The organism is Methylorubrum podarium (genome assembly GCF_040270385.1).
Classification (GTDB): domain Bacteria; phylum Pseudomonadota; class Alphaproteobacteria; order Rhizobiales; family Beijerinckiaceae; genus Methylobacterium; species Methylobacterium podarium.
The window spans coordinates 13104-37381 of the sequence record NZ_JBELQE010000089.1 but is presented as its reverse complement, the minus strand read 5'-3'; the positions used below and the strand labels follow the sequence as shown (position 1 = coordinate 37381).

21 protein-coding genes and 1 tRNA gene are annotated in these 24278 nt (G+C 70.7%); 13 read left to right on the top strand and 9 right to left on the bottom strand.

Going from position 1 to position 24278, the window contains the following annotated elements; genetic code table 11:
- Positions 1–19 precede the first annotated feature (19 nt).
- The 3 genes from ABS772_RS17295 to ABS772_RS17285 all read right to left on the bottom strand — a co-directional run bounded on the left by ABS772_RS17295 (position 20) and on the right by ABS772_RS17285 (position 3641).
- Positions 20–1306, bottom strand: a complete 1287-nt coding sequence (locus tag ABS772_RS17295; RefSeq protein WP_350396036.1) for an alpha/beta hydrolase — start codon at positions 1304–1306, stop codon at positions 20–22.
- A gap of 274 nt (positions 1307–1580) precedes the next feature.
- A tRNA-Thr gene (locus ABS772_RS17290) sits at positions 1581–1656 on the bottom strand.
- Positions 1657–1904: 248 nt separating this feature from the next.
- A complete protein-coding gene (locus ABS772_RS17285; protein ID WP_350396034.1) occupies positions 1905–3641 on the bottom strand; it encodes a putative bifunctional diguanylate cyclase/phosphodiesterase in 1737 nt (578 codons plus the stop codon).
- 415 nt (positions 3642–4056) lie between these two features.
- On the opposite strand from ABS772_RS17285, the gene ABS772_RS17280 reads away from it, so the two are divergent.
- On the top strand, positions 4057–4395 hold the full coding sequence (locus ABS772_RS17280; RefSeq protein ID WP_350396033.1) for a DUF167 family protein: 339 nt from the start codon (positions 4057–4059) through the stop codon (positions 4393–4395).
- Here the strand turns inward: ABS772_RS17280 and cmk are convergent.
- Both cmk and aroA read right to left on the bottom strand, forming a co-directional pair.
- Entirely contained in the window at positions 4382–5014 is a 633-nt protein-coding gene (gene cmk / locus ABS772_RS17275; RefSeq protein WP_350396031.1) for a (d)CMP kinase, read from the bottom strand. The two genes, ABS772_RS17280 and cmk, sit on opposite strands and share 14 nt — an antisense overlap.
- 29 nt (positions 5015–5043) lie before the next feature.
- Positions 5044–6405, bottom strand: coding sequence for a 3-phosphoshikimate 1-carboxyvinyltransferase (gene aroA / locus ABS772_RS17270; protein ID WP_350396030.1), 1362 nt, complete (start codon positions 6403–6405; stop codon positions 5044–5046).
- A gap of 354 nt (positions 6406–6759) precedes the next feature.
- Here aroA and ABS772_RS17265 point away from each other — a divergent pair, with 354 nt between their 5' ends.
- Both ABS772_RS17265 and ABS772_RS17260 read left to right on the top strand, forming a co-directional pair.
- Positions 6760–7026, top strand: a complete 267-nt coding sequence (locus tag ABS772_RS17265) for a hypothetical protein (protein ID WP_238258893.1) — start codon at positions 6760–6762, stop codon at positions 7024–7026.
- 167 nt (positions 7027–7193) lie between these two features.
- Positions 7194–7568 carry a TIGR02300 family protein gene (locus ABS772_RS17260; protein ID WP_238258892.1) on the top strand — a complete coding sequence of 125 codons (375 nt, stop codon included), beginning with the start codon at positions 7194–7196 and terminating at the stop codon, positions 7566–7568.
- 31 nt (positions 7569–7599) lie between these two features.
- Here the strand turns inward: ABS772_RS17260 and ABS772_RS17255 are convergent, their stop codons facing one another.
- From ABS772_RS17255 to ABS772_RS17245, 3 genes are all read right to left on the bottom strand, one after another.
- Complete coding sequence (locus ABS772_RS17255; protein WP_407942999.1) at positions 7600–8322, bottom strand: ferredoxin reductase; 723 nt, start codon at positions 8320–8322, stop codon at positions 7600–7602.
- A gap of 13 nt (positions 8323–8335) precedes the next feature.
- A complete protein-coding gene (locus ABS772_RS17250) occupies positions 8336–8941 on the bottom strand; it encodes a sulfite oxidase-like oxidoreductase (protein ID WP_350396025.1) in 606 nt (201 codons plus the stop codon).
- 139 nt (positions 8942–9080) lie between these two features.
- Positions 9081–9608: a hypothetical protein gene (locus tag ABS772_RS17245; protein ID WP_350396023.1), complete on the bottom strand. Its 528-nt coding sequence runs from the start codon at positions 9606–9608 to the stop codon at positions 9081–9083.
- Positions 9609–9934: 326 nt separating this feature from the next.
- On the opposite strand from ABS772_RS17245, the gene ABS772_RS17240 reads away from it, so the two are divergent.
- The 4 genes from ABS772_RS17240 to ABS772_RS17225 all read left to right on the top strand — a co-directional run bounded on the left by ABS772_RS17240 (position 9935) and on the right by ABS772_RS17225 (position 14561).
- Complete coding sequence (locus ABS772_RS17240; RefSeq protein ID WP_350396022.1) at positions 9935–12133, top strand: TonB-dependent siderophore receptor; 2199 nt, start codon at positions 9935–9937, stop codon at positions 12131–12133.
- A gap of 42 nt (positions 12134–12175) precedes the next feature.
- A complete protein-coding gene (locus ABS772_RS17235; RefSeq protein ID WP_350396021.1) occupies positions 12176–13357 on the top strand; it encodes a PepSY-associated TM helix domain-containing protein in 1182 nt (393 codons plus the stop codon).
- 79 nt (positions 13358–13436) lie between these two features.
- Positions 13437–14168 (top strand): Crp/Fnr family transcriptional regulator, encoded by a 732-nt coding sequence (locus ABS772_RS17230; RefSeq protein WP_350396020.1) that lies wholly within the window; start codon positions 13437–13439, stop codon positions 14166–14168.
- Positions 14169–14348: 180 nt separating this feature from the next.
- On the top strand, positions 14349–14561 hold the full coding sequence (locus ABS772_RS17225) for a DUF4287 domain-containing protein (RefSeq protein ID WP_350396019.1): 213 nt from the start codon (positions 14349–14351) through the stop codon (positions 14559–14561).
- Positions 14562–15328: 767 nt separating this feature from the next.
- Here ABS772_RS17225 and ABS772_RS17220 read toward each other — a convergent pair.
- Positions 15329–17110 (bottom strand): ATP-binding response regulator, encoded by a 1782-nt coding sequence (locus ABS772_RS17220; RefSeq protein WP_350396062.1) that lies wholly within the window; start codon positions 17108–17110, stop codon positions 15329–15331.
- Positions 17111–17576: 466 nt separating this feature from the next.
- On the opposite strand from ABS772_RS17220, the gene ABS772_RS17215 reads away from it, so the two are divergent.
- From ABS772_RS17215 to ABS772_RS17190, 6 genes are all read left to right on the top strand, one after another.
- Positions 17577–18326, top strand: coding sequence for a response regulator (locus ABS772_RS17215; RefSeq protein ID WP_238257066.1), 750 nt, complete (start codon positions 17577–17579; stop codon positions 18324–18326).
- 156 nt (positions 18327–18482) lie between these two features.
- The gene (locus tag ABS772_RS17210; RefSeq protein ID WP_350396018.1) at positions 18483–18752 is read left to right on the top strand and encodes a hypothetical protein; all 270 of its coding nucleotides are present in this window, start codon (positions 18483–18485) and stop codon (positions 18750–18752) included.
- Between the two features lie 11 nt (positions 18753–18763).
- Positions 18764–18967: a hypothetical protein gene (locus tag ABS772_RS17205; protein WP_350396017.1), complete on the top strand. Its 204-nt coding sequence runs from the start codon at positions 18764–18766 to the stop codon at positions 18965–18967.
- A 172-nt stretch (positions 18968–19139) separates the two neighbouring features.
- On the top strand, positions 19140–21419 hold the full coding sequence (locus tag ABS772_RS17200) for a HAMP domain-containing sensor histidine kinase (RefSeq protein ID WP_350396015.1): 2280 nt from the start codon (positions 19140–19142) through the stop codon (positions 21417–21419).
- A gap of 20 nt (positions 21420–21439) precedes the next feature.
- A complete protein-coding gene (locus ABS772_RS17195; RefSeq protein WP_350396013.1) occupies positions 21440–23065 on the top strand; it encodes an ABC transporter substrate-binding protein in 1626 nt (541 codons plus the stop codon).
- Between the two features lie 246 nt (positions 23066–23311).
- The gene (locus ABS772_RS17190) at positions 23312–24259 is read left to right on the top strand and encodes a helix-turn-helix transcriptional regulator (protein ID WP_283206867.1); all 948 of its coding nucleotides are present in this window, start codon (positions 23312–23314) and stop codon (positions 24257–24259) included.
- Positions 24260–24278 lie beyond the last annotated feature (19 nt).

Genomic DNA, 24278 nt, shown 5'->3' with positions numbered 1-24278 from the left:
GCGGGGTGACGCGTCCGGATCAGAGCAGAAGAGCGGGCTCGCGTTCGCGGCAGGCGACGGGGGCGAGCACCTGCTCGCGCAGCCGCCGCGGGCCCAGGGTCATCGCGAAGAAGTCATAGGCGCCGGGCCGCTCGTTCGCGAGGAGGAACTGGAAGTGCATCCGGAACGGGCGGAAGCGCACCCGCCGGTAGGTTTCCGGGCAGAGCAGGTCGCGAAAGCGGGCCGAGCGCACGAGGGGGTTGGCGACCGGTTGCTGCCCGCACAGGCGGAGCTTGAGGTCACGCAGCGGGTTGAAGCCGGGGAAGTTCATCCAGTCTTGGGGCGCGTGGAAGTCGCACCAGACGACGCGCCGCTCCGTGACGAGGCGCGCGATCTCCGCCCGCAGGGACGCGGCCGCGGGCTGCATCGCCACGAGCGGCAGACCGGACCCCAGCGTCACCAGCGAAAGGCTCGCGCCCGAGGCGCCGATCGACGCATCGCGGGCGAGCAGCCGAGCCGCGACCTCGACCGCCGTCAGCCCGCCGGAGGAATGGCCGACGATCATCACCTCGTCGGTGGGCTGCCCGGTCTCGGTCCGCGCCGCGAGCGCGGACAGGACGTGCCCGGCAAAGGCGTCGAGACGCCGCTCGTAATCCGGCCGCCAGCCCTGGCCGTGCTGCCAGTTGAACACCCAATCGTTCAGAAGCTGCCAGAAGAAGATACGGTTGAGGAAGGCCTCGATCAGCTTGATCCAGGCGACGCCCGCGACCACGCCCAGCGGAAGCGAGATCCAGAGCGGCCATCCGAGGCTGTGGCCGAACCAATCGCCCAGATGGGCATGCACGCCCACACCGATGGCGACGGACAGAGCGGTGAGGAGGATCACCATCACGAAGGGGTAGAGGATGACGTTGCCGTACTTCCAGCTCAGCCGGTAGAAGCGGAACAGCAGGCCGGACACGATCATGTGCGCGGTGCCCGCGATCAGGAGCGCGACGCTGAGGAAGCGGGAGCGGGCGAAGTCGGCGGCGACGATGTCGTCCCACAGGAGCACGTCGTATCGGGTCTCGGCGCCGTCGCCCTGTTCGGGCGCGCTCACGGCCCAGCTCTGGACCAGCCCGTTCTCGCTCAACTGCGCGCACGAGACCGTTCGCCTGCCGCCGTCGAACCGCTTGGTGTAGCGGGCCCATTCCCGCACGAACAGCAATCGGTAGCGGGTTCGCGCCTCGGGATCGTAGCCGGGAATATAGAAGACGTAGCGGTGGCGCACTGCTTCGAGCCGCGCCTCCTGTAGATCCGGCGGCGTGAAACTCAGCGAATTGCGCATACGCCCGAACGCCCCATCCGGACGATTGCTCTCGCGCGGTGGCCGAGCAGGTCCGTCCCACACCGAGTGAGCCCTAACCCTCTCCCCCATGCATTATCATTCATTACAGTTTTAGAACTTGTGAAAAGAGAGGGTGCGTTTCGCGCGCGATACCAGTTTCAGGCGATGCGCGGCGATCGAAGGGGCCCGTCCGCGTCGCGAACGGACAAGCCAGCACTGATCACGTGAGGGATGACGGGTTGGATCCGATCGTTCCGTCGGATCGAGAGCCCGGTGGTGCCGGTTGCGGGACTCGAACTCGCGACCTACCGCTTACAAGGCGGTTGCTCTACCAACTGAGCTAAACCGGCAGCGCCCAATCCGCTATCAGCCTGCCCCGGACGGCGCAAGCGCATCCCCGGCCGTTCTCCGCGCTTTGACAAGCCGTGAGCTGTCTCTTGCGCACAACTGATCTTCGTCTCAACGGCCGAGTTCAAGCATTCGGGTCGGACGAGACTCGGGTCATCCGCACGTAGTCCCGTTAACCGCTCGCTTCACACAGCATCGTGCCGGGCCTCGCTGACGGCCCCGCGGAAGCGACGGGCCGGGACGGCCGGCATCAGGCCGCCTCCGGCTGGCCCTGGACACTCGGTCGATCGTCTCGCGACAGCGCGGCCCGACGCGCGGGCCTTCGCAGCTCGACCGTGCGGTCGAGGCGGGCCGCGGCCTCCGGACGGCCGAACAGGTAGCCCTGGAGATCGAGCCCACGTTCCTTGGCGAGCAGGCGGCGCTGCTCCTCCGTCTCCACGCCCTCCGCCGTCACCGCGAGGCGGAGGCTGCGCGACAGGCCGATGATGGCCCGCACGATCGCCGTCGCCTGCGGATCCCGGCCGAGCCCGTGGACGAAGCTCCGGTCGATCTTGAGGCGGGTGAGCGGGAAGGTGTGGACGAAGCTCAGCGACGAGTAGCCGGTGCCGAAATCATCCAGCGCGATCATCACGCCCAGAGCCCGCAGCCGCTGGAGCAGGCCGAGCGCCACTTCGCGGTTCTGGAGCACCGCGGTCTCGGTGATCTCGAGTTCGAGCCGGTGCGGCGGCAGACCGCTCGCGGCCAGCGCCCGCTCGACGGCATCGATGAAGAGGGCGCTGCGCAGCTGCGTCGCCGAGACGTTCACCGCCACGGTGAGATGCGCGGGCCAGGTCGCCGCCTCGCGGCACGCCTCGGCCAGGATCCAGGCGCCGATCTCGGGCATCAGGCCCGCCTCCTCGGCCACCGGCACGAACTCCGCGGGCGACGGCGCCACCGCGTCCGGCCGCCGCCAGCGCAGCAGCGCCTCGAAACCGATGGTCGCGCCGCTGCGGGCGCGGACGATCGGCTGGTAGTGCAGGACGAATTCGCGCCGCGCCACGGCGCGGCCGAGGGCGTTCTCCAGGCTCGTCCGCGCCGCGACGCTGTCGCCCATCGCCGGCTCGTAGAAGCTGTAGCGGCTCCGGCCCTCCTTCTTGGCGTCGTAGAGGGCGAGGTCGGCGTTGCGCAGGAGGATGTCGGCATCGCCGCCGGCCAGCGGCGCGACGGCGATGCCGATGCTGGCGCCCACACGGATCGGCATCTTCTTGACCGTGTAAGGCTGGTTGAGGGCTTCGAGGATCTGCCGGGCAACGCCCGCCACCCGGTGAGGGTCGGCGGGTCTGAGGATCAGCGCGAACTCGTCGCCGCCGAGGCGGCCGACGACGTCCTGCGCCCCCGCCATCCGCCGCAGGCGCCGGGCCACCTCCTGGAGCAGCTGGTCGCCGACAGAGTGACCGAGCGTGTCGTTGATCGGCTTGAAGCGGTCGAGATCGATGTAGAGGACGGCGCAGCTCTCCCCCGTCCCGGAGGCGAGCGCCTCCGTCAGGGCCTGACGGAGCGTCGCGCGGTTGGCGAGATCCGTCAGGGGATCGTGCCCGGCGAGGTGCTGGATCCGATTCTCGGAACGCCGCCGCTCGGTGCAATCGCGGGTGACCTTCGCGAAGCCGATGAAGCAGCCATCGTCGTCGTGGATCGCATCGATGACGACCTGCGCCCAGAAGCGGGAGCCGTCCCTGCGCAGGCGCCAGCCCTCCGACTCGAACCGACCGTCCCGCCGCGCCGTGCGGAGACCTTGCTCGGGCAATCCCGCGGCGCGATCCTCCGGAGCGTAGAAGCGGGCGAAGTTGCGCCCCACGATCTCTTCGGCCGTGTAGCCTTTGGTGCGCTGCGCCCCCGCATTCCAATTCGCGACCGTGCCGTCCGGGGACAGCATGAAGATCGCGTAGTCCGTAACCCCCTGTACGAGCAGGCGGTACATGATGTCGGCGTCGTCGCGGCGGTTCGGCATTGTCGAATTCTTGCGGTGCCCGTCGAACCGCAGCAGAAGCTACAAAGGTTAATTCTTGTAGCGCTGCGGGCGCCCGCGTCCGGGGGGCAAGGTGGCAACGATCATTTCCGCCGCCGCGTTGTCGGAGCTGAGGTTGCATTCATCGGAGAAGACACAACCGATCCGCCGCATGTGGAGCGTCTCGCCCCAACATCCGGCTCAAACATCACGAAGGCGTGAGGCTATTCGGCCGAGGGCGGCGGAGGATCCGCACAGGTCTCGCGACGAAGACGCTGAGGCCGAACGGCCGTTGCCATCCCGTGCCGTTTGGGACCGTTCGAGGCGCCGGGATGACAGCCGGCCTCGCCGGATGGCACAGCGCGACCGGGACCCACTTCCCCGCGATCAGGACCACGGCGTCCGCGAGACCTTGCCGATGCAAAGCCCCTTCACCCTCGACGCGGACGGCCTCACCCTCGCGGTGCGGCTGACGCCGCGGGCGAGCCGCACCGGCCTGGACGGCGTCCGCACGGAGGCGGATGGGCGTCCCGTCCTCGCGCTGCGCGTGGCGGCCCCGCCGGTCGAGGGCGCCGCCAACGCGGCCCTCACCGCCTTCGTCGCCCGGAGCCTCGGGCTGCGCAGGGCCGAGGTGACCCTCGTCGCAGGCGAGACCGCGCGCAGCAAGCGGCTGCACCTCTCGGGCGATCCGCAGGTGCTCGCCGCGCGGGTGGAGGCTTGGATCGGCGGCGCGGACGCGCCGCTCAAGCGGTCCTGAGCCGCTCGACGATCGCGACGGCCTCGGCGAAGGCGGCCTCGGCATCGAGTTCGGTGGTGTCGAGCACCACCGCATCCTCGGCGGCCTTCAGCGGGGCGGCGGCGCGGCTCGAATCGCGCGCGTCGCGGGCGCGGATGTCGGCGAGGATCGCGGCGAGCGTCGTCTCCTCGCCGCGGCCGAGCAGCTCGCGATGGCGCCGCCTTGCCCGCTCCTCGGGCGCGGCGATGATGAACAGCTTCACCCGGGCCTCGGGGCACACCACCGTGCCGATGTCGCGCCCGTCGAGCACCGCGCCCTCCGCGCCTTCGGCGAAGCGCCGCTGCCAGGACAGCAGGGCGGCGCGCACCTCCGGCACCGAGGAGACCCGCGAGGCCGCCTCGCCCATCGCCCGCTCCCGCAGGCGCGGGTCGGACAGCCGGTCGGCCGAGAGGGCGGTGGCCGCCCGCGCCGCCGCCGCCCTGTCGTCGAGGTCGCTCCCCTCGTCGATCAGGGTCAGCGCCACCGCGCGGTAGAGCAGGCCGGTATCGAGATGCGGCAGCCCGTAATGCAGGGCGAGCCGCTTGGCGAGCGTGCCCTTGCCGGAGGCGGCCGGACCGTCGATGGCGATGACGAGGGGCATGGCGGGCCGATCGCTCACAGCAGCCGAATTCATGCGGCGGCCCCGTCCTCGATCCGGGCACCGAGGGCCAGCATGGTCGGACGGAAGCTCGGGAAGCTCGTGGCGATCATCGCGCCGTCGTCGACGGTCACGGGGCGCCGGGTGGCGAGCCCCATGACGAGGAAGGCCATGGCGATGCGGTGATCGAGATGGGTCGCGACCGTGCCGCCGCCCGCGGGGGCCTCGCCGGTGCCGGTGACGATCAGGTCGTCGCCCTCGACCGCGTGGGTGACGCCGTTGGCGGCGAGCCCCGCGGCGACCGCCGCGAGCCGGTCGGACTCCTTCACCCGCAGCTCGTGCAGGCCGTTCATCCGGGTCGTGCCCTCGGCGAAGGCCGCGGCGACCGCGAGGATCGGGTACTCGTCGATCATCGAGGGCGCCCGCTCGGCCGGGACGTCGACGCCGCGCAGGCGGCTCGCCCGCACCCGCAGGTCGGCCACGGTCTCGCCGCCCTCCTCGCGCTCGGCGAGGCGCTCGATCTCGGCACCCATCTCGATCAGCGTGGTGATGAGGCCGGTGCGCAGCGGGTTCATCATCACGCCGCGCAGGGTCACCTCGGAGCCCGGCACGATCAGCGCCGCCACCAGCGGGAAGGCCGCCGAGGACGGGTCGGCCGGGACGACCACGTCGGTGCCGCGCAGGGTCGGCTGACCGGTCAGCGTCACGGTGCGGCCGTGACCGCCCTCGCCGGACAGCGTCACGCTCACCTCGGCGCCGAACAGGCGCAGCATCCGCTCGGTGTGGTCGCGGGAGGCGGCGGATTCGATGACGGTGGTGGTGCCCGGCGCGTTGAGCCCGGCAAACAGCACCGCCGACTTGATCTGCGCCGAGGCGACCGGCAGCTCGTAGCGGATCGGGATCGCCTCGCGCGGACCCTTGAGCGTCAGCGGCACGCGCCCGCCCTCGGCCTCGGACACGACCTGCGCGCCCATCTTCAGGATCGGATCGAGGATGCGCCGCATCGGCCGCTTGCGTAAGGAGGCATCGCCGTCGAAGGTCGCGGTGACTGGCTGGCCGCCGACCACGCCCATCATCAGCCGCGAGCCGGTGCCGGCATTGCCGAAATCGAGCACGCCGGCCGGGTCCTGCATCCCGCCGATGCCGACGCCGACGATCCGCCAGCGCCCCTCGCCCTCGCGGGTGACCCGGGCGCCCAGCGCCTCCGCGGCGGCGGCGGTGCGCAGCACGTCGTCGCCCTCCAGAAGGCCCTCGACCCGCGTCTCGCCGATGGCGAGCAGGCCCAGGATCATCGCCCGGTGGGAGATCGACTTGTCGCCCGGCGGCTTCAGCGCCCCTCGCAGGGGGCCTCCGGGATGCGCGGTGACGGGCTGCGGTTCGGAATCGTGCGACACGGGGATCTGACGTCTTGCTCGAGCGCTGGGCTGAGGCGCGTCGGCACCCGCGAGGGCACCGAGGCCGCCCGCCGGACGGACCCGGCGCGACCGGCGCCCGTTACCATGCGGACCGGCCCGCGTCATCCGCGCGTCCGGAGGCGCGGCGCCCGACGCGCCCGTCCGAGGCATCGTCCGGCACCCGTCACGCTCGCACCATGCATCCGGATACCAATTCACTTGGCGATAAACTGCAATTCGAAGTCAGGTCTGCTTCGGACGATCGCTTATCCGGCGCCCGCAACTTGCCTCCGTGGAACCGTTCTTGTGTGAAGCAAGCGTCAGCAAGCACTCGACAAGCCGCATCATATGTTTATGTTGGCGCGCATGACGCCCGTGATCCAGTGCCTGCGCAAGGTCGATCATGCTTCCGCCGTCGCCGATTCGACGGTCTCCAAACGCGTCCTCGAAGCCCTGAACGAGCTGGAGAGCGCCTATCGCCGACCCAGCGAGCGCATCGTTGCCCTCGAAGCGGTCCTGCAGGAGTTCGACCGCCGTGGCTGCCTGAGCGGCACCCCGTTCGGCCGGCTCCTGCGCCTCACCGTCGAGCGGCGGCAGAACAAGTGGTCCCGCTGCGCCTGACGCGGTTCTCCCCTCCGGTCACGACCGTCCCCGCCGAACGCCCCGCGCCGGCTGCGGCGAGCGCACGACAGGCCGTTTGACGTGGGCGTTTGACATGGGCGGAGGCTGCGACTAACGGGGCCGCTCTCCCGGATCCCTTTCCCTTCCGTCCCCAGAGGTTTGCAGCCGTGGCTAGACCGGAACTCGGCGTCAAACGCCAGTGCATGAATTGCGGTGCCAAGTTCTACGATCTCGACCGTGATCCGGCGACCTGCCCGAAATGCGGCACGATCTACCAAGTCGCGACCTCCCGCGTCGCCCCGCCCGTCGCCAGCCGCTCGGATGACGACGAGGACGAGGAGGAGAAGGGCGGTCCGGAGATCGTCTCCCTCGACGAGGCCGAGGCCAGCGAGGACGATACCGATATCAGCGTCGACGACGACGAGGGCGGCGACGATGCCAGCGGGGGTGCGGACGACGACACCTTCCTGGAGGAAGAGGACGGCGACGACGACGTCTCCGACCTGATCGACAACGACTCGGACGGCGACGAGGAGGGCTGACGCCCTCCCCTCCGGCGGCTGATCGGAACCATCAGCCGCCGAAGCGCTCCGTGCGGACCACGCCCGGCTTGACGCCGGCATCCACCAGGAGGTCGGCCACGGTGCCGACGAAGCCGTTGCCGCCGCAGACGAAGGCGTGGCGCGGCATGCCGAGGCACTCGATCGCCGTATCGATCATCACGCGGTCGATGCGCCGGCCCGCGGTCGCGCCCTCGCGGGTGAGAAGCAGGGTCAGGTCGAAGCCGGTCTCGTCGCGGGAGCGGGCGGCGAGCTCTCCCCGGGCGATGGCCTCGGCGGCGCTGCGCACCGAGTAGATCAGCAGCATCGGCACCGCGGGCGCGCGCAGGGCGCGCTCGCGCACCATCGCGAGCAGCGGCACGACGCCGGAGCCGCCGCCGATCAGTAGCACCGGGCCGCCATCCTCCGGCCCCCAGGCGAAGGCGCCGAGCGGTCCGCGCAGTTCGATCGCGTCGCCGATTTCGGCCACCGTGTCGAAGTAGCCGGACACCTCCCCCGCCTCCAGCCCCTCGATCATCAGCTCGATACCGGCGGGGTCGCCGGGTGCCGAGGCGATGGAGTAGCTGCGCTGCGCCTGGTAGCCGTCGGGCGCGGTCAGGCGCACATCGACGTGCTGGCCGGCCCGGTGCGGCCGATCGAGGGAATCGAAGCGGAAGCTCTTTACCCGCGGCGTCACGGGCGTGATCGCCCGGATCGCCGCGGCCCGCCAGGGTGACGGCGAGGGCGCGGTGCTCACTCGGGCAATCCTCTCAGTCGCCGCTGAAACGCTGCTCGCGCCAGGGATCGCCGTACATGTGGTAGCCGCGCAGCTCCCAGAAGCCGGCCTCGTCGCGCTCGGTGAAGCGCAGGCCCGTCACCCACTTGGCGCTCTTCCAGAAGTAGAGGTGCGGCACCAGGAGACGCGCCGGGCCGCCGTGATCGGGCGGGATCGGCTTGCCGTCGTAGAGCGTCGCCACCATCGCCTTGCCGCCGGTGAGATCCGCTACGGGCACGTTGGTGGTGTAGTCGTCGTGGCTCTCCGCCAGGAGGAAGCCCGTCGGCGCCTCGAGGCCGGCCGCCGCGAGGATGTCGTCGAAGCTCACGCCCTCCCAGGCGGTGTCGAACTTGGACCACTTGGTCACGCAGTGGATGTCGCCGCCCCAGCGGGTGCGGGGCAGTTGCGCGAACTCGTCCCAGCTCCAGCTCGCCAGCGGCCGCGAGCCCTGGCGCAGGGTGAAGCGCCAGCCCTCCGTCGAGACCCGCGGCGTCGGTCCGAGCTGGAGCACGGGGAAATCGTCGGTGAGGTACTGGCCCGGCGGAAGCCGCTCGCGGATCGCCGCGGCAGGGGGCCGCCCGGTAAAGCCTCGCGTCGCCATCACGCTCCTCCGCCGCCTTGCTGGGTCGTGTCGCCGAGTGGTCGTGCCCGCCGGAAGGCGGTGCCGGCGCACGCCCCCCTGTATCCGCTACGAACCCCAGGGGCCGCAACGAGGCTTGGCGCGAAAGCGTTCCGCACCGTCACGCTGATCCGGTCTTCCCCGGGATGCCGTCGGGCCGGGACAGGTCGGAGCGGGGAAGCCGCAGGATGCGCGGCCGCCAGATGCCGAGCACGACGTTGAGGATCGCCACGGCGAGGATCACCCAGAGGGTGTTGCGCTCGGCCGCCAGCGCGCCCGTGAGGGTGGCCGGATCGATCTCGCCCCTGAGCGCGGCGGCGCTGCGCCGGGCCTCCTCCTGCATCGGCCCCTGGATGCCGACGAAACCGCCCTCGAACACCAGCACGCCGGTGGCGAGCTTGACCCAGGCCCAGCCCGCCTCGCGGAAGCCCGGATGCAGCGCGACCGCCAGCAGCCCGGCCACCAGCGTCAGGGCGAGGGAGGGCAGGAAGATCCAGGTGGCGACCGCCCCCATCGCCCCGCGCATCAGGGCGTAGCCGGCGAGCGCGTCCGGCGGCGGGGTGAGGCTCAGGAGGACGATGAGACAGGCCATCGCCCCCATCAGCCCCACCGCCCCCATCGTGTGGAGGAACTTGAGAAGGCGTCGCATCCCGGTGCGCCCCCGCCGCGGCAAACCTCCGTGGATTGTAGACACGAAAGCGAACGCAACGCGAGCGGCCCCTCACCGGGGCCAAGCGTGGTTCGGTCGGCAGCTCAGACCGACGGCTGGTCTCGACCGAAATCATCCATCCCGAGAGAATGGCTCAGAAACACTTCTACATTAGACTTGGAATAAAATGTTGTTCTGCCGCAACGACATGCCGATACCCTACCAAATCCCCCAAACTCTTCGGGCGAACGCTTGCCGCATATGAGGCAACATAGGTAAAGGCGCCGGACCGGCTCCGGGGAGCCGGCTCTCCAGACGGACCGGCGATGAACACCACAGCACAGGGACATGGGCGTCTCGATCGAGGCGGGTCGACCCCCCTTTCCGCCGGTTCGGGCGTCCCGTTCGCTCTCGCCGTGTCCGTCCTCGCCCTGTCCTGGCCCCTCGCGGCGCGCGCGCAGACCGTCGCGCCGGACGGCGCCGAGGCCGTGCTGTCCGAACTCTCGGTCACGGGGAGCGGCGAGCGCGCCGGCGGCCCCGTCGTCGGATACCGCGCCACGCGCTCGGCCACCGCGACGCGGACGGACACGGCGTTGCGCGACACGCCGCAATCGATCCAGGTCGTCCCGCGCGAAGTCCTGGTCGATCAGCAGGATGTGCGCCTCACCGACGTGCTCACCAACGTCAGCAACGTCCAGCCGGGCGGCACCATCCAGGGCCGCTCCGACACCTACATCCTGCGCGGCTTCCGCACCCAGACCTACGCCATCGACGGCCTCGTGCTGAACCCGGCCAACGCGTTCCAGCCGACGCAGCGCGACCTCGCCAACGTGGAGCGGGTGGAGGTGCTGAAAGGTCCGGCCTCGGTCCTCTACGGCCAGGGCGATCCTGGCGGCCTCATCAACATCGTCACGCGCCAACCCACCCTCGCCCCGTCCGCCGACGTGACGGTTCAGGGCGGCTCGTTCGCGTTCCGGCGGGTGCAGGGTTCGGTCTCGGGGGCGATCCCGAGCGTGGAGGGGCTCGCCGCCCGCTTCACCTTCGCGACGCAGGACGAGGCGACCTTCCGCGATTTCGGCGGGCCGGAGAACTCCCGGCACTTCTTCGCCCCGGCCTTCGTCTGGACGCCCGACCCGTCGACGCGTGTCTACCTCAACGCCGAGTTCACCCGCCAGCACAGTCAGTACGACGAGGGCCTGATCGCCTTCCGCGGCCGGGTGCCGCTCGACAACGTCCGCCGCTTCTACGGCGAGCCGTGGTCGCGCTACTACGGCGAATCGAACTCGATCACCCTGCTCGCCGAGCACGACGTCAACGAGAACCTGACCCTGCGGCAGGCCGTGAACGGCCAGTGGGGATCGTTCGATCTCCTGGCGACCCGGGCGACGGGCGTGAACGCCGCCGGAACCACGGTGACGAGGCGCCTCACGGAGGGCGATTCGATCTACCACTCCATCGACAGCCGGACGGAGGCGGTCGGACGCTTCGTCGACCCGTTCGGCTTCCGCCACACGGCCCTGGCCGGCTTCGAGATCGTCGACGGCTACCGCCACCCCTTCACCACGCAGGGGACGGCGACCTCGGTCTCCTTCCTCAACCCGATCCGGGGCTCGGTGCCGCAGGTCGGCACGCTGACCCTGCAGAGCGATCTCAGGCAGAAGCTCAGCCTGTTCGGGATCTACCTGCAGGACCAGATCGAGTTCTTTCCCGGCCTGCAGCTCGTCCTCGGCGTGCGGTTCGACACGGCCGACCAGCTCTATTTCCAGCGCACGCCGACCACGCGGACGATCCCGCCGGAGCAGAACCTCACCGGCACCTCGCCGCGGGTCGGCCTCGTCTGGCGGCCGGTGGAGCCGCTCACGCTCTACGGCAGCTACACCACCTCCTTCGTCCCGCAGACCGCCAACGTCCTCAACGTCGCGAGCCCGCCGCCGGAGACCGGCGAGCAGCTGGAGGTCGGCGCCCGCTTCGACCTGATCCCCGACCGGCTCACGGTGAGCGCCGCCGCCTTCCGCATCCTGCGGGCGAACGTCGCCGCCTCCGATCCGGTCAATACCGGCTTCTCGATCATCACCGGCGAGCAGCGCGCGCAGGGGTTCGAGGGCGACATCGCCGGCGAGATCCTGCCGGGCTGGAAGATCATCGGCGGGATCGGCTACCTCGATGCCACGGTCACCAAGGATTCGACCGTCGCCGTCGGCAGCCGGCTGCCCGCGGCGCCGGTCTTCAGCGCCAGCGTCTGGTCGACCTATCAGTTCCAGGGCGGCCCGCTGCGGGGCTGGGGCTTCGGCGGCGGCCTCACCTATGTCGGCGAGCGCTTCGGCGACATCACCAACACCTACAAGGTCGGCGCCTATGCCCGCCTCGACGCGGCCGTGTTCTACGAGATCGACCCGACCTGGCGCTTCGCCGTCAACGGCCGCAACCTCACCGACCGGCGCTACATCGAGCAGCCGTTCAACCAGTTCAACAACCTGCCCGGCGCGCCCCTGACGGTGCTCGCCAGCCTGAGCGCGCGCTACTGAGGCCGGACCTTCCCGGCAATCGAGCGCCCTGATCGGAGCGTCATGCCCTCCGCCTTCTCTCCCGCCCGCACCCTCCTCTTCCGCCTGCACTGGGCCCTCGGCCTCACCGCCGGGCTCGTGCTCGCGCTCATGGGAGTCACGGGCGCCCTGATGAGCTACGAGGAGGCGATCACCGCCCTGGCCAACCGCGACCGGGTGGAGGTCGCGGCGGCCCCGGACCGGCCGCCGCTCGCGCCCTCGGCGCTGGCCGCGCGGATCGAGGCGCAGCGTCCGGGGCAGCGGGTCGCCGCGCTGACCCTGTCGAGCGATCCCGGCCGGAGCGCGGTGGCGCGATTCGCCCGCGACCGGGCCGGCGGCGAGCGGCCCGCGACCGTCTACGCCGACCCCACGGACGGGACCGTTCTCGGCCCCGTGCGGCTGGAGACATTCTTCGCCACCGTGCGGGCGCTGCACCGCTGGCTGCTGATCCCCGGCGAGGGCAAGGGCTGGGGCCGCACGGTCACCGGCCTCTGCGCCATCGCGCTGCTCGTCTTCCTCGCCACCGGGCTCACCCTGCGCTGGCCCGGACGGCACGGCTGGCGGGTCTGGCTCCGGCCGAACCTCGCCCGGCCCGGCCGGGCCCGCTGGTGGTCGCTGCACGCGGTCGTGGGGACGTGGCTGCTGCCGGTCTACGCGGTGGCCGCCCTGTCGGGCCTGTGGTGGTCCTTCGACGGGTATCGCGCGGGCGCGACATGGCTCCTCACCGGCCAGGCGCCGAAGGAGCGATCGGAGGCGCGCGCCGCCGACCGTTCGGCCGAACGCGCGGCGCCCGAGGGCAGGCCGGCGATCGACGCGGCCTGGGCGGCGTTCTCGGCCGCGCACGCGGCGGACCACGCGACCCTGACCCTGCCGGGACCGGAGGCGGCGACGATCCGCATCCGCTGGACCACCCCGGACGCGGTGCTGCGCAACGAGGCCACCTACGACGCCCGCACCGGCATCCCGCTCGGCGACCAGCGCGCCGCCGCGTCGAGCCTCGGCCGGCGCATCGCCGACAACATGCTCGAAGTGCATCGCGGCCGCTTCTTCGGCGCGCCCGCCGCCCTGCTGTTCTGCCTCGCGGCGCTGGCGCTCCCCGGCTTCTTCGCCACCGGGCTGACGCTCTACGCGCTGCGCCGCCGGGCCGGGCGTCGGCGCGTTCCCGGCCGCTCACCCCGGCCGGCCGAGGCGTCCGCGCGCGGGTGACCGCGCGGCCGCCGCGATCAGCGAACTCGCGGTCCGGGCCGGGGTTCTCGCAAGAACGGGCGAGGGATCGGGACCGGAAATGAGCGTATCATCAACGAGAAACCGCCTGCTTCAGGCGCTGCCGCCGGCGGAGCGGGAGCCGCTCCTGGCGCAGTTCGAGCGCGTGCAGGTGCAGAAGGGCGAGGTCCTCTGGTCCGTCGGGGATCCGCTGGAGGTCGTCTATTTCCCGGAAGCCGGACTGTCCTCGAACGTCGCCGTCATGAGCGAGGGGCGCCGGATCGAGGTCGGCTGCTTCGGCCAGGAGGGCATGGTCAGCACGGCGAGCGTGCTGGGGGCCGATCGCGCGCCCCACGAGCTGATCGTTCAGGTCGGCGGCCCGTGGCTTCGGATCGGCACCGGGGCGTTCCGCGAGGCGCTCGGGCGCAGCCCGATCCTGCACGGCCTGCTGCTGCGCTACGCCCACACGGTGATGATGACGGTCAGCCAGACGGCGATGTCGAACGGCGCCTATTCCGTCGAAGAGCGGCTGGCGCGCTGGATCCTCATGGCGCATGACCGGTTGGAGGGCGACGAACTCTCCCTCACCCACGATTTCCTGTCGATCATGCTGGCGACGCAGCGATCGACCGTGACGCTGGCGATCCAGGCGCTCGAGGGCTACGGCGCGATCCAGGCCAGACGCGCCCTGATCATCGTCCGCGACCGCGGCATGCTCTGCGACCTGGCCGGGAACAGCTACGGTCCGGCGGAGGCCGAGTACGAGCGCCTGATCGGCCCCTTCCGTGGGACGGCGGCCGCGTCGTCCGGCTGAGGGCTTTTGGCGGCGGCCTCTTTGTGGTCCGAACCGGACGGTTGGTGTCCCCTGCCAGGGGGTGCTTTCGCTCCGTAGCGGGCACCGGCAGCGGTGTTGCGCCGCCTCGAGAGAAGGTGTTGCGCCATCGTCAATTTGCGGCGAAGCCGACACATGCCGATGTCAAAGGGAGGTGATTTCATGTCTCACGAACCGATCAAGGGACCTGCCTCATACTTTCCCTCCATCGAGAAGAAGTACGCACGTCCTATCGGCGAGTGGCAACAGCTTGTCCGCGACCGACTTCCCGCCAAACATATGGAATTGGTGAAGATCCTGAAGGAGGAGCACGGAATGGGGCACGGCCACGCCAACGCAATCGTCGCTCATGTGCTGTCGACGGGAAAAAGGTAGCCGATTTCAGCTACGCAGGCCCCACGATCTCTTCCCAACTCATGCAGATTGCTGTTCGTGGAGCTGCGCGGGCGTGGAAAGACGGACGATCTTCTCGTATTTTCAGACGTCGACCGGCCTCGGTTCGAGAGTTCGATTCGCAGATTTATAAGTATTATCTGCCATCATTGCACAATGATACCGTTTCCGATTGATTGGTTCGGTTCAGCCCCACCCCCGGCATCCCGGGGCCGCGCAGCGGAAACCGGGATCCACCCGTGATGCGCGGCTCAACGTGGCATCAAGGGTGGATTCCGGGTTCGCCTCCGGCGCCCCGGAATGACGGGAAGCAGCACCGAAGGCATCAACCGGAAACCGTATGCAATGTCTTCGAACGGAGCCGCGTGATGCCTTCAGATTGGAGGATATTTTGGTGGCATCCTGCACTTTACCTTAGTTCCCTCGCTGTGCGGGTTTGGTATGGCAATGTGGAATCAATCGAAACGGAATGTCTGATTTTTTCAATCGGTTGGATCGCAGCGTTTTTCATATCGATTGGCATAGATCGCGCGTTATCTCGGGTTTCTACAGCCGAAATAGCGGGAACGCGACATGATTCGTCGGTTCATTCGTGGAAAAAGTGCCGATCGGACCAACTCCAAGAATGCCCGGAAACAATGATCGTGCAGCGATCATTTCAAGGCGTCGCATCAGGTCCGTGACACGGTTTCAGGCTGAGCGGTTCGGCCATCACCACCGGCATCAGCCGGAAATCGTATCGAACCCCCCTACACCAGCCCCACCGCCTCCTTCGGGAACCGCATCGAGAAGGTCGCGCCCCGCCCCGGCCCCTCGGAGAACGCCTCGGCGCGGCCGCCGTGGAGTTCGGCGATGCGCTTGACGATGGAGAGGCCGAGCCCCGTCGATCCCTCGCCGCCGGTGGGCTTGGCCGAGAGGCGCTGGTAGCGGCCGAAGAGACGGCCGGCATCCTCCGGGGACAGGCCGGGGCCCTGGTCGGCCACCGCGCAGACGTAGTCGCCCGACTCCTCCCGCACGCTCACGGTGATCGCGCCGCCGGGAAAGGAATACTTGATCGCGTTCGAGACGAGGTTGTCGAACGCCTCGCGCAGCCGCTCGGCGTCGCCGCAGAGATGGAGCGGGACCGCCAGATCCAGGGCCAGGCTCTGGCCCTTCGATTCGGCGAGCGGCCGGTTGGCCTCGCAGACCTCGCGGGCCAGCGCGGCCAGGTCGACGGGCTCGCGCCGCAGGGTGATATCGAGGGCGTCGTTCATGGCGTCGGCCATGAGGCTGTCGATCATGTCGATCAGGCGCGTCGCCGAGGTGCGAATGTGATCGACCTGGGTCCGCATCGCGGTCCGGGCGTCCTCGCTGGCGGCGGCCGGCGCCGGATCGAGGCCGATCAGGTCGGCCAGCATCTCGGAGCGGCCCAGGATCACCGAGAGCGGGTTCTTCAGGTCGTGGGCGATGGTGCCCAGGATCTCGGTCTTGAGACTGTTGGCCCGGCGCAGGTCCGAGCGCTGCATGTCGAGGCGGCGGTTGGCGCGGATCAGCTCGGCGGTGCGCTCGACCACCCGCTGCTCCAGGGTGACGTTGGCGCGCTGCAGCCGCTCGTAGAGGATCACGTTGTCGAAGGCGACCGAGAGACGCCCCGCGAGCAGGGTGATCAGCGCGCGGTCGGTATCGGAGAGCGGGCGGTCGGTGTCGATCAGCGCGACGATCTCGCTGCCGCTCGCGGTCTGGACGTAGAGCGTGGAGAGGTGGTCGCCGAAGCTGTGGCGGCGGGCGGCGAAGGCCTGCTCGACCAGGGGCTGGATGCCGGGATCGAGCGGCCAGCCGGGATCGCGGCCGACATAGCCGCCGTAGAGTCCCGAGCCGGCGAGCACGCAGAAGCCGCCCTCGTGCCGGTCGCCGGCCTCCCGCTCGTCCTCGCGCAGGACGAGGATGCCGGCGCAATCGACGTTGAGGAGCGAGGCGACCTGGGTCAGCACGCCCTCGGCCAGCCGCTGCATCGACTTGTGGTCGAGCAGCATCGGCGCGGCGTCGATGATGATCTCGAGACCGCGCCGGGTCTCGTCGAGCCGCCGGAGCTGCTGGTAGGCCCGGAGCGCCGCGGTCAGGCTGGTGAAGAGCTTGTCGGCGGTGAGTTCGGTCTTCGCCTTGTAGTCGTTGATGTCGTAATCGACGATGACGCGCCGCTCCGGCGCCTGCCCCGGCTGGCCGGTGCGCAGGATGATCCGGACGGTCTCTTCCCTCAGCTCCCGGCGGATGTAGTCGATGAGCTGGAGGCCGGCATCGTCGGTCTCCATCACCACGTCGAGGAGCACGATGGCGACGTCGCGCCGCTCGGCCAGCAGCGTCCGCGCCTCCTGCGCCGAGTGGGCGGAGAGGATGTCGAGGCCCCGCCCGTCGAGGCTGTAGCCGGCGAGCGCGTAGCGAGTGCCCTCGTGGACCGCCGGATCGTCGTCGATCACCGCGATCGTCCAGGCACCGGCCCGGGCCGGCGCCTCCGCCGCCTCGTCGGGAATCAGTTCAAGCCAGTCGTCGTCCATCGCGTCGTCGGTCGCGTCGTTCATCGCGTGAGGGCCTTTCGAGGTCTTTGAGGCCACCCGCATGCCTGTGCTGATCGCGTCAGCGTAACGAGCGCCCTCTCGTCGCTCTTGGTGAGGCGGCGCGTGCGGTCGCGCCGTTCGAAAGCACACATCGCGATGTCTTAGCGAGAAGTTGCGAAGAAATCTTATCGAAAGACGGCTGGTCTCAACACTTGTCTCATCGGCGCGCGCCGGTCGGCTACAATGATCGCGCACGAGGCCGCTGTCACCCGCTCCGCAAGAGCCGTTGATTGCCGCTTCGACGGCGTCGCCAAGTCCGGCACGATCGGGCATGGTGCGGGCGAAAGCTGTCGAGTTCGGCCGAGTGCGCCCTGTTCATGTGCCCGTTTCGCGTGCCCTTTTCGAGTCGAGGGAAGATCGAGGTGACGACACGTTTCTCTTCACCCAGCCGGACGGGCGGCCGGCCATGACGGCGACCGGCCCCCATATCGCCGTCGTCGACGACGAGGCGGATGCCCGCGCCATGGTCGGCGATTATCTGCGCCTGCACGGCTTCGACGTGGCCCTGTGCGAGGGCGGCCGGGCGCTGCGGGCGCACCTGCAGATCCGCACGCCGGACCTGATCGTGCTCGACCTCAACATGCCCGAGGAGGACGGCCTCTCCATCGTGCGGGACCTGAAGGCGAGGAGCCCGATCCCGATCATCATGCTGACGGCGACCGCCAGCCCGATCGACCGGGTGGTGGGGCTCGAACTGGGCGCGGACGACTACCTGCCCAAGCCCTGCGAATTGCGCGAACTCGTCGCTCGGGTGCGCTCGGTGCTGCGGCGGGCGCAGGGCGCGCCGTCGGCGCCCGCGCAGGCCCCGGCGAAGGCGCCCGCGCCCGAATCGGCGGCGCCCTCGCGGACCGTCCGGTTCGGCACGAAGTGGCTCGAACTCGACGCCCTGCGCCTGCGCGACGACGCGGGGGTGGAGCAGCCGCTGACCCGCTCGGAATTCGATCTCCTCAAGGCCTTCGCCGACCATCCGAAGCGCGCCCTCTCCCGCGAGCGGCTGCTCGACCTCGCCGACGCCCGCGATCCGGACGCGTTCGACCGGGCGATCGACGTGCGAATCAACCGTATCCGCAAGAAGGTGGAGCCGGACCCGGCCAACCCGCGCTTCATCCGCACCGTGCGCGGTCTCGGCTACATCTTCCGGCCCGAAGGTGATTAACCGCACCGCGGAGGCCGAATATTTCGTCGGCGGGGCGTTCGACGCAACAAACGCCCCTTGATCCGGTGATCCTGTGACCGGCGACGCAAAACGCCGGACACGCCCCCTCCCTAAAACCGTCCCCATCGACGACGGCGAAGCCGCGAGGGGGATGTCATGCAGGGATTGGTTACGATGATCGCCGCGAGCGCGGTGCTGTCCGCCGGCCTCGTCGCCGGCTTGGCCGCGACGGACGCCGCCGCCCTCCCGAAGGCGACGACCGCGGCGCCCATCGAGGCGCCCAAGGTCTCAGCACCCACCGTGACGGCGCCCAAATCCGACACGTCGAAGACCACCGCCCCCTGCGCCGCCGCGTGGCCCTACCAGCCGGCGGCCTGCGCCGCCGACGGGCGCAAGGTGCGCATCATCGCTCTCACCGGGAACTGAGGAGGGCTGCGATGCCGCATTTCTCGAAGGAGGCCCTGGAGGCTTCGCCGGAGGCGCTGGCCAACCTGCGGGAGATCCTGCACGGGCGCCAGCAGGGCGGCCGCACCGGCCGGACCGTCCAGACGACGCCGACCAAGGAGGGCCGTTTCGGCGGCGCGGGCGGCCGGCCTGCGCCGGTGCGCAAGCGGTGCCACACCGCTCCGGCCAGCGTGTGAGGGCGGCCCCGCCCGTCGTTCCCATCGAGAGCATCGTCCCGAAAGGCGGCCGCCGGCTTTCGGAAAAAGATGATGCTCTCGCCTGGGCGAGGCCCTTGTCCGGAGACGGTTTTCCGGCGACGATCCCGCCCCGAGCAACGAAGCTCCCGAGGGAGCCCGCGACGGGGCGAGGATGCGGGTCGGCCGGAAGATTGCCCTGGTCGGCGGTGTCCCGATCCTCGTCGCCGCGGCCATCGCGGCGGCGGGCTGGTTCCTGCTCGCGCAGGGGGAGCGGGCCCGGGCCGGCGCCCTGCTCGCCGCCCGCGTCTTTCACGACCTGACCCTGGCCCGGATGGTCCGCGACGACTTCGTCGCCGCCCGCGCCGACGAGCGCGCCGCGATCGAGACGCAGTTCTTCGACCTGACCGACAAGGCCGGAAGCGGCCTGAAGACGCTTCAGAACCAGGCCCGCACCCGGGGGCAGGCCGAGCGGGCCGCCTCGGCGCGCCAATCCCTCGACCGCTACGTGGCGCGGATGCGCGAGTTCTCGGCGGTCGCCCGCGAGAACGACGGACTGATCGCCGAGATGGGCCGGCGGGCGGGCCGCCTGACCGACCTCGCCGAGCAGGCCCGCCAGCGCCAGCAGGCCTCGAACGTCGATCTCGCCTGGACGCTGACGGGGAAGGTGAACCGGCTGCGCGCGACCCGGGACGCCGTGACGGGGCTCAACGCCGTGCTGGCCGCCGCGTGGCCGCTCGCCCTCGCCCGCGACCGCGGCGGCGCGACCGACGCCGCGCGCACCGAACGCACCCGCCTCGTCCATGCCGGCCGCGACCTCGCGGCGGCCCTGCGCGCCACCTCTCGCGAGACCGAGGCCGCCGAGGCCGAGAGCCTGACCGCCGCCGATCCGGCCGCGGGCGAGCGGCTGACCGAGTGGGGCGAGCGCCTGCTCAAGATCGTGACCTCCGAGCAGCGCACGCTCGACGACGAGGTCGCGCAGCTCCTCGCCTATGCGGGGGAGGCCAACGCGACGGGCCAAGCGACGCAGAACATCGGCATCACGACGCTCAAGCTCGGCCAGCGCACGGCCGAGGCGCTGGCGCGCCGGGACGCGGAGGCCGTCTCCGCCATGCTCGGCGAGGGCGAGCGGCTCTCCGCGAGCGCCTCCGCCCTGCCGATCTCGCCGCTGATCCAGTCCGACATGATCGAGGCCATCGACGGCTGGCGCGCGCGGCTCGCCACCACCGTCGAGGGGCTCAAGCGGCAGAACGCGATGATCGCCGAGATGGACGGCCTCGCCGCCCGGCTGAGCGAGGCCGCCCGCGCTCTCAACGACGACGCGGTCGAGGATGCCGACCGGTTCGGCACCTTCCTGGGCCAGCTCCTCCTGGCCGGGGCGGCGGCCGGCCTGCTGCTGGGCGCCCTCGTCGCGCTGGCGGTCGCCCGCTCGATCCTCGTGCCCCTGCGCCAGCTCCAGGGCGACATGATCGCGCTTGCCGCCGACCCGAAGGCGGAGGGGCTCTCCGGCACCCAGCGCACCGACGAACTCGGCGACATCGCCCGGGCGACGAACTTCTTCGTCACCGAGATCGGCCGGCGGGAGCGGGCGCTGCGGCGGGCCAAGGACCAGGCGGACAACGCCCTGCACGATCTGCATCAGGCCCAGGACGACCTGATCCGCGCGGAAAAGCTCGCCTCGCTGGGGCAGCTCGTGGCCGGCGTCGCCCACGAGATCAACACGCCGCTCGGAATCGCGCTCACCACCGCGACGCTGGTCCGCGACGAGACGCGGGCCTTCCAGGGCCTGGTCGCCGCGGGCACGCTCTCGCGCTCGCGCCTGACCCATTTCGTCGACCGCGTCGGGGAAGGGACGCAGCTGCTCTGCGCGAACCTGACCCGCGCCGCCGACCTCGTCCACGGCTTCAAGCAGGTGGCGGTGGACCGGGCGAGCGACGAGCGCCGTCGCTTCGATCTCGATGTCTGGCTCGGCGAACTGCTCACGAGCCTCCAGCCGATGCTGCGCAAGGGCGGGCACAAGATCCGGCGCGGCGACCCGTCCGGTATCGTCGTGGACACCTATCCCGGCGTGCTGGCACAGGTGGTCACCAACCTCGTCGCCAACGCCGTCGTGCACGGTTTCGCCGGGGCCGAGCGGCCCGGGACCATCACCGTGCAGGTGACGCCGGCCGGACCGCTCGTGCGGCTGGAGGTGAGCGACGACGGCGGCGGCATCGCGCCGGAGCATCTCGGGCGGATCTTCGACCCGTTCTTCACCACCGCCCGCTCCCGCGGCAGCACCGGGCTCGGCATGCACATCGTGCACAATCTCGTGACCGCCAAGCTCCAGGGCCGCATCGCCATCGAGAGCGAGCCGGGTCGCGGCACCCGCGTGCGACTCGAATTCCCGCGGGCGCCCGGCGACGTCGAGCGGCCGGCCACGGCCCGCCGGCCCGCCGGGGCGCAGGCACCATGAGACGCCGCATGAGACGCCGCATGAGAGATCGCGCCCGCGCCGCAGGCATCGCCGCCGTCCTGCTGGCCGCGATCGCCGGCCCGACGGGTGCGTCGCCGGCTCAGGCGCGGACCCTGGTCTACTGCTCGGAGGGCAACCCGGAATCCCTCGATCCCGGCCTCGTCACCACGACGACGGCGATGAGCGCCGTGTGGCAGATGTTCAACAGCCTCGTCGAGTTCACCCCGGGCACCACCGAGCTGCGGCCGGCGCTCGCCGAATCGTGGCAGGTCTCCGACGAGGGGCGGACCTACGATTTCACCCTGCGGGCGGGCGTGCGCTTCCACGCCCATGCCGGCTTCACGCCGACCCGTCCGCTCAACGCCGACGACGTGCTGTTCAGCTTCCTCCGCCAGTGGAAGCCGGACCATCCCTATCACCGGGTCGGCGGCGACTTCGCCACTTTCCGCGATCTCGGCCTCGCCGGCCTGATCGAGGGGATCGAGCGGCTCGACGAGCACCGGGTCCGCTTCCGGCTGAAAGAACCGGACGCGACCTTCCTGCCCAACCTCGCCCAGGCCTTCGGCGCCATCCTCTCGGCGGAATATGCTGAGCATCTCGCGCGCCGGGGAATCCCGGAGGCGCTCGCCCGCGCGCCGGTCGGCACCGGCCCGTTCCGCTTCGTCGATTACCGCCCCGACGTGGCCGTGCGCTACCGCGCCTTCCCGGATTACTGGCGCAGGCCGGCCGCGCCCCAGGCGGGCGCCGTCGAGGGGCTCGTCTTCTCGATCACGCCGAACACGGCGGTGCGGCTGACCAAGCTCAAGGCGGGCGAGTGCCACGTCATGGCCTTCCCCGGCACGGCCGACCTCGACGCGGTGCGGGCCGACCCCGACCTCGCGCTGCTGTCGGGCGAGGAGCTGAACGTCGCCTACCTCGCCCTCAACACCGCCCGCGCGCCGATGAGCGATCCGCGGGTGCGCCGCGCCGTCAACCTCGCCATCGACCGCCGGGCCATCGTCGAGGCCGTCTACGGGCCGGCCGGCACGGTGGCGCACAACCCGCTGCCGCCGTCGACCTGGGCCTTCCACCGCGACCTGCCCGAGCCCGCCTTCGACCGCGAGGCGGCCGCGCGCCTGCTCGCCGAGGCGGGCTTCGCCGACGGGTTCGAGACCGATCTCTGGTTCCTGCCGGTCAGCCGGCCCTACAACCCCAACGGCCGGCGCGTGGCGGACATGATCCGCGCCGACCTCGCCCGCATCGGCATTCGCACCCGGCTGACCACCCGCGACTGGACCGCGTACCGGGCGGCGCTCTACGGCGGCGAGCCGACGATGATGCTCTACGGCTGGACCAGCGACAACGGCGACCCGGACAACTTCATGAACGTGCTGCTCGGATGCCGGGCGGCGGCGCCGGGGGGCGCCAACCTCGCCCGCTGGTGCGATCCCGGCTACGATGCGGCGGTGCAGGCCGCCCGCCGCACCGACGACCGCGCGGTCCGCACCCGGCTCTACCGGGACGCGCAGGCCCGCTTCCGCGAGGCCGCGCCCTGGGTGCCGCTCGCCCACACCGTCGTCCATATGGCGATCCGGCGCGCGGTGAACGGCTTCCGGACGGATCCGCTCGGGCGCACCCTGTTCGAGGGGGTCGCGTTGACGGAGTGATTTTTTGCAGTGCCATATACCGCATTGCGGGATAGCATATATTATCCACCGGCGAGTGCGCATGGATGCCACGCTTGGGAAACGGGTTGCGCTGCAGCCTGCCAGTCTCCAGATGTGCGCCTCCTCCCGCCATACCCGCGCGCTCCGGCCCGCGTATTGCAGCGGGCATCGCTCGGCCGGGACACCGGACGAGGGGGCGGTGTTCCGGGCGAGAGGCAGGGGGCCCGTTGGGGACACCCGGCATGGATTCGGATAGAGGCGGGCGTCGGAAAGGACGATGAGGTGAGTGTGGCCATGACCGACGCGGCCGAACAAGAGGCGAGCTTCCTGAACGAACTCGGCCGACGGGTGCGCCACGCCCGGACGGTGCGCGGGCTGTCGCGCAAGCTGCTCTCGCAGGCTTCGGGCCTGTCCGAGCGCTACATCGCCCAGCTCGAGAGCGGTCAGGGCAACGTGTCGATCATCCTGCTGCGGCGCGTCGCCAACGCGATGGGGATGCGGCTCGACGATCTCGTCTCGAGCCAGGAAGCGTCCTCCGAATGGCGCGTCATCCGCGACCTGCTCGACCAGGCGAACCCGGACCAGATCGCCCTGGCCAAGGCGGCGCTCGCGGGCTCGACCGGCGCGGAGGCGCGCACGGTCCGCCGCCGCGTGGCGCTGGTGGGCCTGCGCGGCGCCGGCAAGTCGACGCTGGGCCGGATGGCCGCCGCCCATCTCGGCTGGCGCTTCGTCGAACTCAACACGGAGATCGAGCGCGAGAACGGTCTCTCGGTGCGCGAGATCTTCGCGATCTACGGCCAGGAAGGCTACCGGCGGCTGGAGCAGAAGGCCCTGCGCGGCCTCGCCGAGCAGCCGGGCCCGATGGTGCTCGCCACCGGCGGCAGCATCGTCGCCGAGCCGCTGACCTACGATCTGCTGCTTTCATCCTTCTACACGATCTGGCTGCAGGCCCGGCCCGAGGAGCACCTGCAGCGGGTGCGCGACCAGGGCCATGTCGAGGGCAAGGGCGATCCCGCCTGGGTGCTGGACGACCTGCGCGCCGTGCTGCTCAGCCGCGAGCCGCTCTATGCCCGCGCCTCGGCCGTGGTGGATACCTCCGACGTGCCGGTCGAGATCATGGCCGCGCGCCTGATCGAGGTGATCGAGACCCAGGTCAGCGGCAACGACAACGGCGGCAAGCGCCCGGCCGCGTGACCGCGGCGGCGCCATCCGC